16 protein-coding genes are annotated in these 11804 nt (G+C 60.7%); 14 read left to right on the top strand and 2 right to left on the bottom strand.

The features are described 5' to 3' along the window. The first annotated feature begins 7 nt into the window (after window positions 1-7). The 14 genes from ACP3TY_RS15185 to ACP3TY_RS15120 all read left to right on the top strand — a co-directional run bounded on the left by ACP3TY_RS15185 (window position 8) and on the right by ACP3TY_RS15120 (window position 11093). Window positions 8-538, top strand: a complete 531-nt coding sequence (locus ACP3TY_RS15185; RefSeq protein ID WP_008086646.1) for a response regulator — start codon at window positions 8-10, stop codon at window positions 536-538. Between the two features lie 81 nt (window positions 539-619). After that, the gene (locus ACP3TY_RS15180; protein ID WP_426617881.1) at window positions 620-2341 is read left to right on the top strand and encodes a GspE/PulE family protein; all 1722 of its coding nucleotides are present in this window, start codon (window positions 620-622) and stop codon (window positions 2339-2341) included. Then, window positions 2322-3125 (top strand): hypothetical protein, encoded by an 804-nt coding sequence (locus ACP3TY_RS15175; RefSeq protein WP_426617879.1) that lies wholly within the window; start codon window positions 2322-2324, stop codon window positions 3123-3125. The genes ACP3TY_RS15180 and ACP3TY_RS15175 overlap by 20 nt, the downstream gene beginning before the upstream one ends. Before the next feature lies 1 nt (window position 3126). Next, window positions 3127-3672, top strand: a complete 546-nt coding sequence (locus tag ACP3TY_RS15170) for a PilN domain-containing protein (protein WP_426617877.1) — start codon at window positions 3127-3129, stop codon at window positions 3670-3672. After that, window positions 3659-4207 (top strand): GspMb/PilO family protein, encoded by a 549-nt coding sequence (locus ACP3TY_RS15165; RefSeq protein WP_426617876.1) that lies wholly within the window; start codon window positions 3659-3661, stop codon window positions 4205-4207. Before ACP3TY_RS15170 ends, ACP3TY_RS15165 begins: the two co-directional genes overlap by 14 nt. Continuing rightward, the gene (locus tag ACP3TY_RS15160) at window positions 4207-4719 is read left to right on the top strand and encodes a hypothetical protein (RefSeq protein ID WP_426617875.1); all 513 of its coding nucleotides are present in this window, start codon (window positions 4207-4209) and stop codon (window positions 4717-4719) included. The genes ACP3TY_RS15165 and ACP3TY_RS15160 overlap by 1 nt, the downstream gene beginning before the upstream one ends. Further along, window positions 4716-6563, top strand: a complete 1848-nt coding sequence (locus ACP3TY_RS15155; protein ID WP_008086656.1) for a secretin N-terminal domain-containing protein — start codon at window positions 4716-4718, stop codon at window positions 6561-6563. The genes ACP3TY_RS15160 and ACP3TY_RS15155 overlap by 4 nt, the downstream gene beginning before the upstream one ends. Window positions 6564-6565: 2 nt before the next feature. After that, window positions 6566-7039: a type II secretion system protein gene (locus tag ACP3TY_RS15150; RefSeq protein WP_008086657.1), complete on the top strand. Its 474-nt coding sequence runs from the start codon at window positions 6566-6568 to the stop codon at window positions 7037-7039. A gap of 5 nt (window positions 7040-7044) precedes the next feature. After that, the gene (locus ACP3TY_RS15145; protein WP_007919395.1) at window positions 7045-7419 is read left to right on the top strand and encodes a type II secretion system protein; all 375 of its coding nucleotides are present in this window, start codon (window positions 7045-7047) and stop codon (window positions 7417-7419) included. Further along, window positions 7394-7933, top strand: coding sequence for a type II secretion system protein (locus ACP3TY_RS15140; protein ID WP_008086659.1), 540 nt, complete (start codon window positions 7394-7396; stop codon window positions 7931-7933). The genes ACP3TY_RS15145 and ACP3TY_RS15140 overlap by 26 nt, the downstream gene beginning before the upstream one ends. After that, window positions 7930-8322 (top strand): curli production assembly/transport protein CsgE, encoded by a 393-nt coding sequence (csgE, locus tag ACP3TY_RS15135; RefSeq protein ID WP_008086660.1) that lies wholly within the window; start codon window positions 7930-7932, stop codon window positions 8320-8322. The genes ACP3TY_RS15140 and csgE overlap by 4 nt, the downstream gene beginning before the upstream one ends. After that, window positions 8319-8750 carry a curli assembly protein CsgF gene (locus ACP3TY_RS15130; RefSeq protein ID WP_282357072.1) on the top strand — a complete coding sequence of 144 codons (432 nt, stop codon included), beginning with the start codon at window positions 8319-8321 and terminating at the stop codon, window positions 8748-8750. The genes csgE and ACP3TY_RS15130 overlap by 4 nt, the downstream gene beginning before the upstream one ends. Window positions 8751-8778: 28 nt before the next feature. Then, on the top strand, window positions 8779-9639 hold the full coding sequence (locus tag ACP3TY_RS15125; protein ID WP_053119091.1) for a CsgG/HfaB family protein: 861 nt from the start codon (window positions 8779-8781) through the stop codon (window positions 9637-9639). 1082 nt (window positions 9640-10721) lie between these two features. Continuing rightward, complete coding sequence (locus tag ACP3TY_RS15120; RefSeq protein ID WP_426617871.1) at window positions 10722-11093, top strand: DUF6124 family protein; 372 nt, start codon at window positions 10722-10724, stop codon at window positions 11091-11093. A gap of 173 nt (window positions 11094-11266) precedes the next feature. Here the strand turns inward: ACP3TY_RS15120 and ACP3TY_RS15115 are convergent, their stop codons facing one another. Both ACP3TY_RS15115 and ACP3TY_RS15110 read right to left on the bottom strand, forming a co-directional pair. Continuing rightward, complete coding sequence (locus tag ACP3TY_RS15115; protein ID WP_082341417.1) at window positions 11267-11551, bottom strand: type II toxin-antitoxin system RelE/ParE family toxin; 285 nt, start codon at window positions 11549-11551, stop codon at window positions 11267-11269. Continuing rightward, window positions 11541-11747 (bottom strand): type II toxin-antitoxin system RelB family antitoxin, encoded by a 207-nt coding sequence (locus ACP3TY_RS15110; RefSeq protein ID WP_053119193.1) that lies wholly within the window; start codon window positions 11745-11747, stop codon window positions 11541-11543. The genes ACP3TY_RS15115 and ACP3TY_RS15110 overlap by 11 nt, the downstream gene beginning before the upstream one ends. Between the last annotated feature and the right edge of the window lie 57 nt (window positions 11748-11804).

Here is an 11804-nt window from a genome sequence, read left to right as displayed (position 1 = left end):
GTCGACCTTGGTTAACAAAGTACTGGTTGTCGAAGACGAACAGCTGCTTGCACAAAACCTTCAGGATTATCTGTCGGCGCAGGGGCTGGACGTCCGGATTGCACATGACGGAGCGACGGCAATCGGCCTGGCCGAAACCTTTGCCCCCGACGTGCTGGTGTTCGATTACCGCTTGCCCGATATGGAAGGCTTTGAGGTGCTCGACGCAGTCCGCCAGAACAGGACGTGCCATTTTGTGCTGATAACGGGTCACCCGACCGCTGAAGTCTGTGAGCGGGCGCGGCAACTGGGGGTCAGCCACATCCTGTTCAAACCGTTTCCTTTGGCGGAACTGGCCCGAGCGGTCTGCGACCTTCTTGGCATCAAGCGTGAAGCGAAACCCGGTGCGAGCCCTTCCGAGGGCTTTGTCGAACGACGCCAGAGCAGGACCGAGAGCTTCCCGTTGCAGTTGTACGATGGCAGTTGGGTGTTGGCGGATAGGCGACGACAGTTGCACGCCATGGCACCGGACGACGATCAAATGCTCACCGGGGAGTAATGGCGCGATCAGACGTTCCGGCACTTGCCGCCAAGGTTTGCCGCGCCGACAGGGCTCTGAGCCCCGGTTGGAGAGCAAGCCATGGAACGTCTGTCCGTTGTCGTCGAACCACTGCCGGCCGAAAGTGCCCCTGCGCATTTTTCCAGTGAACATTTTTCCAGCGAACAGTTGTCCCAGGCCCGGGCGCGGGCCGCCACTTCCGGCGAACGCGTCCTTGAGGCGCTCGGCGTGTTGTGCGAACTGGCAGCAATGCCGTTCATTCAAGCCCTCGGCGCCACCCTGCATTACCCGGTGCTCGACACCGACAGCCTGTTTGCCGCGACGCCGGTGTTTGACCGGGTCACCCTCGCGCAATGCCTGAAACGTGAATTCATCCTGCTGCGCCACAACGACGAAGTCATCGGCGTGTTTGCCGATCCCTTCGACCCGGCACGGCTGGCCTGGATTGATGATTGCCTGCACGGCGCGCCGTTGTATCTGGTGCACGCCGATGACCTCAAAGCCTATCTGGCCCGCCACGAAGAAAGCTTCCATGCCGTCGAATCGCTCAACGCTCAAGGCGAGACCCATCACGAAATCGACACCCTGCAAAGCCTGTCGCTGACCAGCATCAGCGAAGACGCCAGCAGCGTGGTGAAACTGGTCAACTCGACCCTCTACGACGCGCTGAAAATGCACGCCAGCGACATCCACCTCGGCACAACCGGCAACGGTCTGGTGATCAAGTACCGCATCGACGGCGTGCTCAACAACATCAGCAAAGTCCAGGGTACGGAGTTCTCCGAGCAGGTGATCTCGCGGGTCAAGGTCATGGCCGAACTGGACATCGGCGAGAAACGCGTGCCGCAGGACGGTCGCTTCAAAATCGGCATCAGTGGCCGCCAGATCGACTTTCGTGTGTCGATCATGCCGAGCATTTTCGGCGAAGACGCGGTGCTGCGTGTGCTCGACAAACAGGATCTGGCCGACAAGGTCTGCGGCGTGCAATTGCAGGCGTTGGGCTTTGAAGACGAAACCCTGCGCCAGTTGCGCCGCCTCGCCGCCGAACCCTACGGCATGGTGCTGGTCACCGGCCCGACTGGCAGCGGCAAGACCACCACGCTGTACGCGATGATCACCGAGATCAACCATGGCGTGGACAAGATCATCACCATCGAAGACCCGGTCGAATATCAACTGCCGGGGGTGCTGCAAATCCCGGTCAACGAGAAAAAAGGCCTGACCTTCGCCCGGGGTTTGCGCTCGATCCTGCGCCACGACCCGGACAAAATCATGGTCGGCGAGATCCGCGACCCGGACACCGCGCAGATCGCCGTGCAATCGGCGCTCACCGGCCACCTGGTGTTCACCACCATCCACGCCAACAACGTCTTCGACGTGATTGGCCGCTTCACCCAAATGGAAATCGACCCGTACAGCCTGGTCTCGGCGCTCAACGCGATTCTCGCCCAGCGCCTGATCCGGCTGGTGTGCGCCAGTTGCAGCGCGCCGGTCAATCCGAGCGATGAAGAGCTGCGCGCCTCCGGCCTCGATCCGCAGAAAGTCGACCATTACCACTTCGTTCACGGCAAGGGCTGCGGGCATTGCCGGGGCAGTGGTTATCGCGGGCGCACGGCGATTGCCGAGTTGCTGCACCTCGACGACGAGCTGCGCCAGATGATCGTCGAGCGCCAACCGATCAAACAAATCAAAGCCCTGGCCTGCGCCCGTGGTTTGCGCCTGCTGCGTGAATCGGCGCTGGAGCTGGTGGAACAAGGTCGCACCACGCTGGAGGAGATCAACCGTGTCACATTTATCTCGTGAGCGTTTTGTCGCCGTGCTCGGCGCCAGCGGTGTTGGGCTCGGTCAACGGCGCGGCAGCGACACCCTGTGGCTGGGCAGCGTCGGTTACATCGACGAAGGCTTCCAGAGCTACGCGGTGGCGCTGGACACCCTCGACCGCCTGCTCGGTGAACACGCCGGTGCCGGTGCCGAATTGAGCGTGGTCATTTCCGGGCACTTCAGCCGTTTTTGCCTGGTGCCGTGGAGCGCGCAGATCAGCAGACCTGAGGAGCTGCGCGGCTTTGCCCAACTGTGTTTCGAAGACCTGTTTGGCGCGCCAACCCAAGCCTGGAGTCTGGTGCTGTCCGCCGAACCGGCCGGGTACGACCGCATCGCCAGCGCCTTGCCGCAGGACTTGCTGGAACGCTTGCGGGTGCTGGTCAGCGGTCGCGGTTTGCGTCTGCGTTCGGTGCAGCCGTACCTGATGGCGGCGTTCAACCGTTTCGACAAAAGCCTCGATGCCGGCGACTTCCTCTTTGTTGTCGCCGAGCCGCAACGCAGCGTGTTGTTGCTGGCAAGGGAAGGGCGCTGGGCCGGCGTGCGTTCGGTCGGCGGCAGCGACAGCGATGCCGCGCTGAGTGCCCTGATCGGTCGCGAACGGCAACTGCAGGCCTCGACCAGCGAACGCGCCTTCAACGTTTATCTGCATGCGCCGGCGCGCCTCGATGCGCATCCGGACGTGGCGGGTGTGCAGTTGCGCACCCTTGAAGACGATTCGATGACTGTGCGTGACGGCTTGTACGTCATGTCCCGGGCGGTGGCCTGAGATGCGCGCGCTCAATCTCGACTTTCAGCCGCGTCCACGTTCCGGCCCATTAGGTTGGAGTTTGCTCGGCGGCGGCGTGCTGCTGGCGCTGTTGTGCTTTGGCGTGCAACAGCACCTCGACGCGCACACCGAACAGCAACAGTGCCACCTGCAAACCACTCAGCGTCAGCTCACCGGCGACAACGGCGCCAAGTCCACCCTGAGCCCGGCGGAAACCCGCGAGCAAGCGCAGAACCTCGCCGAGATGCGCAAGGTCTCGCAGCAACTGCGCCGCCCGTGGGAACGCCTGTTCGCCATGCTCGAAGCGATGCCGCGCGATGACGTCGCGCTGCTCAGCCTGACCCCGGATGCGCGCAAAGGCCAGGTGCGGATCAGCGCCGAGGCGCGCGATCTGCAAGCGATGCTCGACTTCCACAAACGTCTGGAAGCCAGCGACGAGCTGTCCGACGTCTCGCTGTTGAGCCACGAGATCGTCGTCAAATCGCCGGAACAACCGGTGCAATTCAACCTGTCGGCGACTTGGGAGATGGGCGATGCGAATCCCTAGACTGATCGTCCACGAATACCTGCAAGGCCTCGGCATTCCTGGCCTCGCCGGACTGGCGCTGCTGCTGGTCGCCGTGGCCTGGGCGCTCGGTGGTTTGCTGCCGGGCTGGCAATCCTTGCAGCACTTGAGCCAGCAGACTCAGGAAGCCACCGAGTACCTGGCCAAGGTTGAAGACGGCAGTATCGCGCCGCCGGTGGTGCCGCAGCGTCAGCTCGACGACTTTCGCAACAAACTGCCGGCGCAGCCGCAGGCCACCGTCGCCATCGACCGCATCTACGCCCTCGCAGCGCAAGAACACATCACCCTGGCACGCGGCGAATATGCGCTCGGCGTCGACCCGAAAACCCATCTGGCGCGTTATCAGATCCTTCTTCCCGTGCGCGGCAGCTACCCGCAACTGCGCCGCTTTGTGCACGCCTTGCTCGGCCAGTTGCCGGCGGTGGTGGTGGAAGACCTCGAGTTGCAACGCAAAAAGATTGGCGACACCGACCTCAATGGCCGGATCCGTATGACCCTTTTCCTGTCGAGGTCGTGATGAATACCAAGCGCGTGACAGGGTGGGTAGCGTTCTTCGGTATGGCCGCTGCGCTGGCGTGGTTACCGGCGTATTTCTCGCCGAGCGAAGACACCGATTCCAAGCAAGTGGCCGTCGCCACACCGGGGAAAACCCGTAGTGCGCTGCCGACCAGCATCGCCAAGGCCAAAGAGGCGCCGATCAAGGACTTGAGCCCGGCCGGTGATCTGTTCGCCGCCAAGAGCTGGAAGGCCGCGCCGACCCTGGCCACGGTCACCGAAATTGCCGTCAATCCCGCAACAGTGGTGCAAGCCCCGAGCCTGCCACCGGTGCCGTTTCAGTTCGTCGGCAGGCTGCACGACCGCAGCGACCTGCAAGTGTTTTTGCAGAACGGCGAAAAAATCTACGTCGTGCGCAACGGGGATGTGATCGACGACACCTGGAAGATCACCGGCATTTCCGATGTGGAATTGAGCCTGGTCTATCTGCCTTTGCATTTGTCGCAGACCCTGTCTGTGGGGAGTACGCAATGAACCGTTCCCGTTTGCTGATGAGCCTGGGCCTGTGCGCCGGGCTGGCCGCGTGCAGTTCTGCGCAGGTGGCCAACAAGGAAGCCGCCGACCTGATTGAACAGGGTCAGTACGAGGCGGGGCTGGCCCGCATCGAGGAAGGTCTGCGTGAAAATCCTCGCGACACCGAATTGCACTTGCTGCTCAACAGCGGCCGGGCCAAGGCGATCACCGCGCTGCTGACCTCCGGCGACACCGATCGCTCGCGCCGCGACTTCGCCTCGGCACGTATCGCTTACGCACGAGTGCTGACCATCGAGCCGAATAACCGCCGCGCTCAGGATGCCCTGAAGCAGATGGATTACCTGCGCAGCATGGACGAGAAACTCGAGCTGGCCCGTGGCGACCTGCGTCGCGGCGATATTTATGGCGCCGATCGTCAGGTCAAACAGATCCTCGAACTCGACCCGAACAACGACGGTGCGCTGGAGCTGCAAGGCAACATTCGTCTGGTGCAGAGCCGCAATGTGATCGCCTATCCGCAACTGCGCACCAAGCTCGATCGCCCGGTGACCCTGGAATTTCGCGACGCCAACCTCAAGACCATTTTCGAAGTGCTGTCGCAGGTTGCCGGGCTGAATTTCATCTTCGACAAAGACCTGCGCCCAGACATGAAAGCCACAATCTTCGTGCGTGACGTGCGCATCGAAGACGCCGTGACCCTGCTGCTGCAACAGAACCAGTTGCACCAGAAAGTGGTGAACGAAAACACCTTGCTGATCTACCCGGATTCGCCGCAGAAAGTGAAGGATTACCAGGAACTGGTGATGCGCACTTTTTACCTGACCAGCATCGACGCCAACACCGCGCTGAACATGGTGAAAACCATGCTCAAGACCCGCGACGTGTTCGTTGACGAACGCCTCAATACCCTGACCATGCGCGACACCGAAGACGCCGTGCGCATGGCCGAGAAACTCCTGCAATCGCAAGACCAGTCCAACCCGGAAGTGGTGCTCGAAGTGGAGGTGATGGAAGTCGCCACCCAGCGCATTCTCGACCTTGGCCTGCAATGGCCGAGCACCTTCGGCGTGGTCAACTCCGATGGTTCGCCGGTCACGCTATTGGGCCAACTCAAGGGCATCAACTCTGACCGCATCTCCATCGGCCCGTCGCCGCAAGCCAAGATCAACGCGCAGGACAACGACATCAACACCCTCGCCAGCCCGGTGATTCGCGTCAGCAACCGCGAGCAGGCGCGCATTCACATCGGTCAGCGCGTGCCGATCATCAGCGCCACCTCGGTGCCGTCGACGCAGGGGCCGGTGATCACTGAAAGCGTGACCTACCTGGATGTCGGTCTGAAGCTCGAAGTGACGCCCACCGTGCATTTGAACAACGAAGTGGCGATCAAGATCGCGCTGGAAGTGAGTAACGCCACGCCGCTGGAACCGACCCGTCAGGGCACGATCCCGGTGCAGGTCGATACCCGTAACGCGCAGACCTCGCTACGTCTGCACGACGGCGAAACGCAGATCCTCGCCGGGCTGGTGCGCAACGATCACGGTGCTACCGGCAACAAGATTCCGGGCCTCGGCGACATTCCCGGGCTGGGCCGCTTGTTCGGCAGCAACAAAGACACCATCGGCAAATCCGAACTGGTGCTGTCGATCACCCCACGGATCGTGCGCAACCTGCCGTATCAGAGCCCGTCGGACATGGAGTTCTCCACCGGCACCGAAACCAGCATGCACATCCAGGCACCGGATCGTTCGCAGAGCTACGTGATGCCGTCACCGGCCGCGCAGCCGCGTGCCGTCGGTGAATCGGCCGTGGCCACCACCCGCGTCACCGTCGAGAAGCCTTGATCATGAACGCCTCCCAACGCGGTTTCACCCTGATCGAAGTCGTGGTGACGCTGGCCCTGATCGGCCTGTTGGCGAGCATGGCCGCGCCACTGACCGAGACCCTGGTGCGGCGTGGCAAGGAGCAGGAGTTGCGCAATGCGCTGTACCAGATTCGCGATGGTATCGACGCCTACAAACGCGCGTTCGATGCCGGTTACATCGAGAAGTCGCTGAACAGCAGCGGCTACCCGCCGAACCTGAAAGTGCTGGTCGAAGGCGTGCGCGATGTGCGCAGTGCCAAAGGCGCCAAGTTCTACTTTTTACGCCGCATCCCGCGTGATCCGCTGGTGACGGCCAAACGTGATGATGAAGGGGGTTGGGGCGTGCGCGCCTACAACAGTTCGGCTCAAAACCCGCGCGATGGCGAGGACGTTTTCGACGTCTATTCCCACGCCCGGGGCAAGGGCCTCAACGGCATCGCCTATCGCGAGTGGTGAACCTCATGCGTCGGGAAAAAGGTTTTACCTTGCTGGAGCTGATGGTGGTAATGGCGATCATCGCCACGCTGATGACCATCGCGCTGCCGCGCTACTTCAACAGCCTCGAGGCGTCGAAGGAAACCACGCTGCGCCAGAGCCTGTCGGCGATGCGTGAGGCGCTGGATCATTTCTACGGGGATACCGGTCGTTATCCGGATTCCATTGAGCAACTGATCGAGCAACGTTACCTGCGCAATGCGCCACTCGATCCGATCACCGAACGCAAAGACCAGTGGGTGCTGATCGCGCCACCGGACGGTGTTGCCGGTGGTGTGGCCGACATCAAAAGCGGTGCTACCGGGAGGGCGCGTGATGGCAGCCAGTATTCCGAGTGGTAACCGTGCGCAGCAGGGTGGTTTCACTTACCTGGGCGTGCTGTTCCTGATTGTGGTGATGGGCATGGGCCTGGCCAGTGCCGGCGAGTTGTGGTCGACCGCTTCACGCCGCGACCGCGAGCGTCAGTTGCTCTGGGTCGGCACCCAATACGCACAGGCGCTGCGCAGCTACTACCGCAGCTCGCCGGGGCTGGCGCAGTACCCGAAAGAGCTTGAAGACCTGCTCGACGATCAGCGTTTTCCTGAGGCTAAGCATCACTTGCGTCAGCTCTATCCGGATCCGATCGGTCAGGGTGAATGGGCGCTGCAACGCGGTTTTGACGGACGCATCACCGGCCTCAACAGCCCGTCGACCGAGCTGCCGTTGAAGCAGGCGGACTTCCCGACGCAGTGGTCGGATTTCGATGGCATGCAGCGTTACTCCGATTGGCAGTTCGTTGCTGAGAAAGCCTTTCTTGAGGGCACTAATGGCCCGGCCAAAGGGCAATCGAATTTGCCTCAGGCGTTGCAGCCATGACTCGTCAGTGGTGGTGTGCGCTGATCCTTACCGCTGTGGCGTGCTGCGCCAGCGCCGGTGAAGAAGACGAAATGATGGGCTTCATCGTCGACGACACGATCTCGCACATCGGCCACGACTTTTATTACTCGTTCAGTGAACGCCTGCGCGACACCAGCCCGATGGATTTCAACCTGGTGGTGCGCGAGCGGCCCGACGCGCGCTGGGGCAGCCTGGTGACCGTGGAATATCAGCAACGCCTGGTTTATCGGCGCTTCCTGCCGCCGAACACCGTGGAACTGAAGGACGAGGCCTACGCGGCCGCCGACTGGGTTCGACGCCAGGTTGTCCAGCGCAAGCTGGAGGCTCTGTTGCAGGACACCACCGACCTTGAGAAGGACGAACTATGAACAGCAAAACGTTCTCACGGCGCAGCGGATTGTGGATCTCGGGGTTGTTGATCGGGCTCGCCAGCGCTGCCGCTGTCCAGGCCACTGAACTGGTCTACACGCCGGTCAACCCGTCGTTCGGCGGCAACCCGCTCAACGGCACATGGTTGCTCAACAACGCGCAGGCGCAAAACGATCACGACGACCCGGACATCAAGAGCCGCTCGGCGGTGGCCGGCACCTCGGCGCTGGAGCGCTTCACCAGTCAATTGCAATCGCGGCTGCTAGGGCAGTTGCTGGACAACATCTCCACCGGCAACACGGGGAGCCTGTCCACTGACTCTTTTATCGTCAACGTCATCGACGACTCCGGGGCACTGAGCATTGAAGTGACCGATCGAGCGACCGGTGAGGTTTCGGAAATTCAGGTGAACGGCCTCAACCCATGACGGGCTGACGGTTCCGGGGAGAACGGACATGAAAAAGATCATCGCGTTAGGGCTGCTGTTGGCGACATTACAAGGGTGCAGTCTGCGTGAGCCGATGTCGGCCGAGCAGGACACCGAAACTCCAACCCTGACCCCCAGGGCCTCGACTTATTACGACTTGCTGAAGATGCCGCGGCCCAAGGGCCGGTTGATGGCGGTGGTGTACGGGTTCCGTGATCAGACCGGGCAGTACAAGCCGACGCCGGCGAGTTCGTTTTCCACCAGTGTGACTCAGGGTGCGGCGTCGATGTTGATGGACGCGATGCAGGCCAGTGGCTGGTTTGTGGTGCTGGAGCGGGAAGGGCTGCAGAACCTGTTGACCGAACGCAAGATCATTCGCGCGTCGCAGAAGAAGCCGAATACGCCGGTGAATATTCAGGGTGAGCTGCCGCCGTTGCAGGCGGCGAACATGATGCTTGAGGGCGGGATCATCGCGTATGACACGAATGTGCGTAGCGGTGGGGAAGGGGCGCGGTATTTGGGGATTGATATTTCTCGGGAATATCGGGTGGATCAGGTGACTGTGAACTTGCGTGCGGTGGATGTGCGCAGTGGGCAGGTGTTGTCGAATGTGATGACCAGCAAGACGATTTATTCGGTGGCGCGTAGTGCCGGGATTTTCAAGTTTATCGAGTTCAAGAAGTTGCTTGAGGCGGAGGTTGGCTACACCACGAATGAGCCGGCGCAGTTGTGTGTGTTGTCGGCGATTGAGGCGGCGGTGGGGCATATGGTGGCGCAGGGGATTGAGCGGCGGTTGTGGCAGGTGGCGGGGGACGCTTCTGTGCCTGGGCAGGATGATGTGTTGAATCGGTATTTGAGCCAGAACAAGGTGGATCCGGAGGCGGAGTGAACGTGGCGGCCTTCGGGCCGACCAGGTTCTTTTGGCCGAAACCGGTTTAAACCTGTAGGAGTGAGCCTGCTCGCGAAGGCTTTTTGTCAGGCGCTGGGGTTCTTTCTGACTGAGTACATATCCATTCCTGCGGCAACGGCCACCTAGGGTTTCGCCCTGACGGCGACTCACTTTTTTTACAAACGCCTAAAAAAAGTAAGCAAAAAAACGCTTGCTCCTACGTACGGCCCGCTCGCTAAAGCTCGGGGTTCCTTCGCTCCGTGATCGATCCGGGCGCAGCGCCTACGGTTTGCTTCGCTGCACCTCCTCTCGCTGTGTTTGGCTGCGCCAAACGGTCGCTGCGCTCCCACGCCCGGATCAATCCCTCCACTCAGCCTTCCGACGTCGCCCGTGGATCAAGATCAAGAGCAGGCGAGCTGACACTCGGCCTATTGAGTGGTGAGGAGCACAGCGTGGTCGGCTTTGGATTTGTGGTGGATTCGCCCCTCACCCCAGCCCTCTCCCGAGGGAGAGGGAGCCGATTTTTGGGCCTTTCAAAATCTGAGTTCAACGCGGTATCGCACGTCGGCGTACCTCTACCAAACCACTCGGTCAGTCCCCTCTCCCTCTGGGAGAGGGCTAGGGTGAGGGGCTTTTGCTTCAAAGCTTCAAAATCTGAGTTCAGCTCGGTATTTCACGTCGGCGTACCTCACCCAAACACCTCGGTCAGTTCCCTCTCCCTCCGGGAGAGGGCTAGGGTGAGGGCAGCGATCTGAAGTGTGTTTAGAGAAGTGTCTGAATCAGCGGAACCTTCCCACAAGGTTTTCAGGTTGCCCGTCGGACGTGCGGTCTCTAGCCTATGTGTGTCGCTGCCAATTCAGCGATCGGGCATGGAAACCCGAAGACACGAGAGAGCAGATACGCCTTTCATAACGTATGCTTGCGCACTTCATTGTGTGCACTCTGTTATGGCGGTTGTGCGCGGGAGACATTCGTGTCTGCCGGGTTGCTCTCTCCCGGATTTCCAGCCTGCGTACAGCTGCCACCCATTTTTCCTGGAAGTCGAATGGGCCAGCTGCAACCATCAATGAGAGAGAATCACCATGAAAAAACCAACACCCAACCCCCCAGAACCAGACACCAACACCACATCCCCCTACGCCTCAGTCGACAGCAAAAAACTCCACGAAGCCGCCGACCGCGCCCTCGATTTCTACCTCAATCCCGCCGCCCACATCATGTCCAGCGCCAACGAGCCGGAACCCATGTACCTCGCCAACCCCCGGTACAACACCGAATCCCTGCTAGCCAACGCCAGCGAAACCCTCGGCTCGGCCAGCGAAATGCTCATCAACTTCGCCGCCTCCCTGGAAACCTCACAGCGCAAGACAGCATTGGGCATCGCTCAAGTCGTCATGCTGGGCGAACTGGCAGTCAACCAAGCCTTGGATCACGTCGAGTTGAAGGATGGCTGATTGATCTTTCCCACGCGCAGCAAAGGAATGCAGCCCTTGACGCTCTGCGTCAAATTCGCGAGTTGGAACGCGGAGCGTCCCGAGAGGCATTCCCACGCAGAGCGTGGGAACGATCAAAAAAACCGTACCTCCACGGGAAGCACGGTTTCTTGTGTTGAGACGAGGAAGCGATCCTAACCGGGGTCGCGTCGAGGGTACTCCTGACGCGCATGCAAGATGCTCACAATCTCAATGTGGTCCGCCACTTGATAAACGACGAGATAGTTCGGGCTTACCACAATCTCTCGAGTGCCGGGAGAGCGACCTTTGCGATACAGGTGGGGATGCCAACAAAGCGCAGATGTAGTTTTTACGACGGACTTGTGAAGTGCAGTCGCCGCTACAAAATTTCGCTCGCCAATGTACTTCAGGATTTTCGAGAGTTCGACCCGAGCCTTGGGTCGCCACTTAATCTGCATCAGCGCTTTTGCGCATTGATTCCATCAAGGCATTCATTTCCTCCATCACTTGCTCATGGGGAATACTCGGACGCGGATCATCGAGAGAGGCCTGTACTTCGGCCCGAAACCAACGGTCATAACTCGCAGCCTGCTCCTCGGGACCAAGATCCGAAACAACAGGGCACAATGGGTCGATCAAGGACGGGTCGATCATAGAACCTCCGGGTTTGGTGCCTCGAAGTCTATTCGTTAACGGTATCGCTGTCGTCGC

Origin of the sequence: Pseudomonas rustica (assembly GCF_049959085.1) — a bacterium.
GTDB lineage: Bacteria > Pseudomonadota > Gammaproteobacteria > Pseudomonadales > Pseudomonadaceae > Aquipseudomonas > Aquipseudomonas rustica.
Note: the sequence above shows the minus strand (reverse complement) of the source record. Positions and strands in the feature narration are given on the sequence as shown.

What these genes read in the sequence shown, in the direction of transcription:
- ACP3TY_RS15180 (WP_426617881.1), top strand. Translation starts at nt 620, where the DNA reads ATGGAACGTCTGTCCGTTGTCGTCGAACCACTGCCGGCCGAAAGTGCC.
- ACP3TY_RS15170 (WP_426617877.1), top strand. Translation starts at nt 3,127, where the DNA reads ATGCGCGCGCTCAATCTCGACTTTCAGCCGCGTCCACGTTCCGGCCCA.
- ACP3TY_RS15165 (WP_426617876.1), top strand. Translation starts at nt 3,659, where the DNA reads ATGCGAATCCCTAGACTGATCGTCCACGAATACCTGCAAGGCCTCGGC.
- ACP3TY_RS15160 (WP_426617875.1), top strand. Translation starts at nt 4,207, where the DNA reads ATGAATACCAAGCGCGTGACAGGGTGGGTAGCGTTCTTCGGTATGGCC.
- ACP3TY_RS15155 (WP_008086656.1), top strand. Translation starts at nt 4,716, where the DNA reads ATGAACCGTTCCCGTTTGCTGATGAGCCTGGGCCTGTGCGCCGGGCTG.
- ACP3TY_RS15150 (WP_008086657.1), top strand. Translation starts at nt 6,566, where the DNA reads ATGAACGCCTCCCAACGCGGTTTCACCCTGATCGAAGTCGTGGTGACG.
- ACP3TY_RS15145 (WP_007919395.1), top strand. Translation starts at nt 7,045, where the DNA reads ATGCGTCGGGAAAAAGGTTTTACCTTGCTGGAGCTGATGGTGGTAATG.
- ACP3TY_RS15140 (WP_008086659.1), top strand. Translation starts at nt 7,394, where the DNA reads ATGGCAGCCAGTATTCCGAGTGGTAACCGTGCGCAGCAGGGTGGTTTC.
- csgE (WP_008086660.1), top strand. Translation starts at nt 7,930, where the DNA reads ATGACTCGTCAGTGGTGGTGTGCGCTGATCCTTACCGCTGTGGCGTGC.
- ACP3TY_RS15130 (WP_282357072.1), top strand. Translation starts at nt 8,319, where the DNA reads ATGAACAGCAAAACGTTCTCACGGCGCAGCGGATTGTGGATCTCGGGG.
- ACP3TY_RS15125 (WP_053119091.1), top strand. Translation starts at nt 8,779, where the DNA reads ATGAAAAAGATCATCGCGTTAGGGCTGCTGTTGGCGACATTACAAGGG.
- ACP3TY_RS15120 (WP_426617871.1), top strand. Translation starts at nt 10,722, where the DNA reads ATGAAAAAACCAACACCCAACCCCCCAGAACCAGACACCAACACCACA.
- ACP3TY_RS15115 (WP_082341417.1), bottom strand. Translation starts at nt 11,551, where the DNA reads ATGCAGATTAAGTGGCGACCCAAGGCTCGGGTCGAACTCTCGAAAATC.
- ACP3TY_RS15110 (WP_053119193.1), bottom strand. Translation starts at nt 11,747, where the DNA reads ATGATCGACCCGTCCTTGATCGACCCATTGTGCCCTGTTGTTTCGGAT.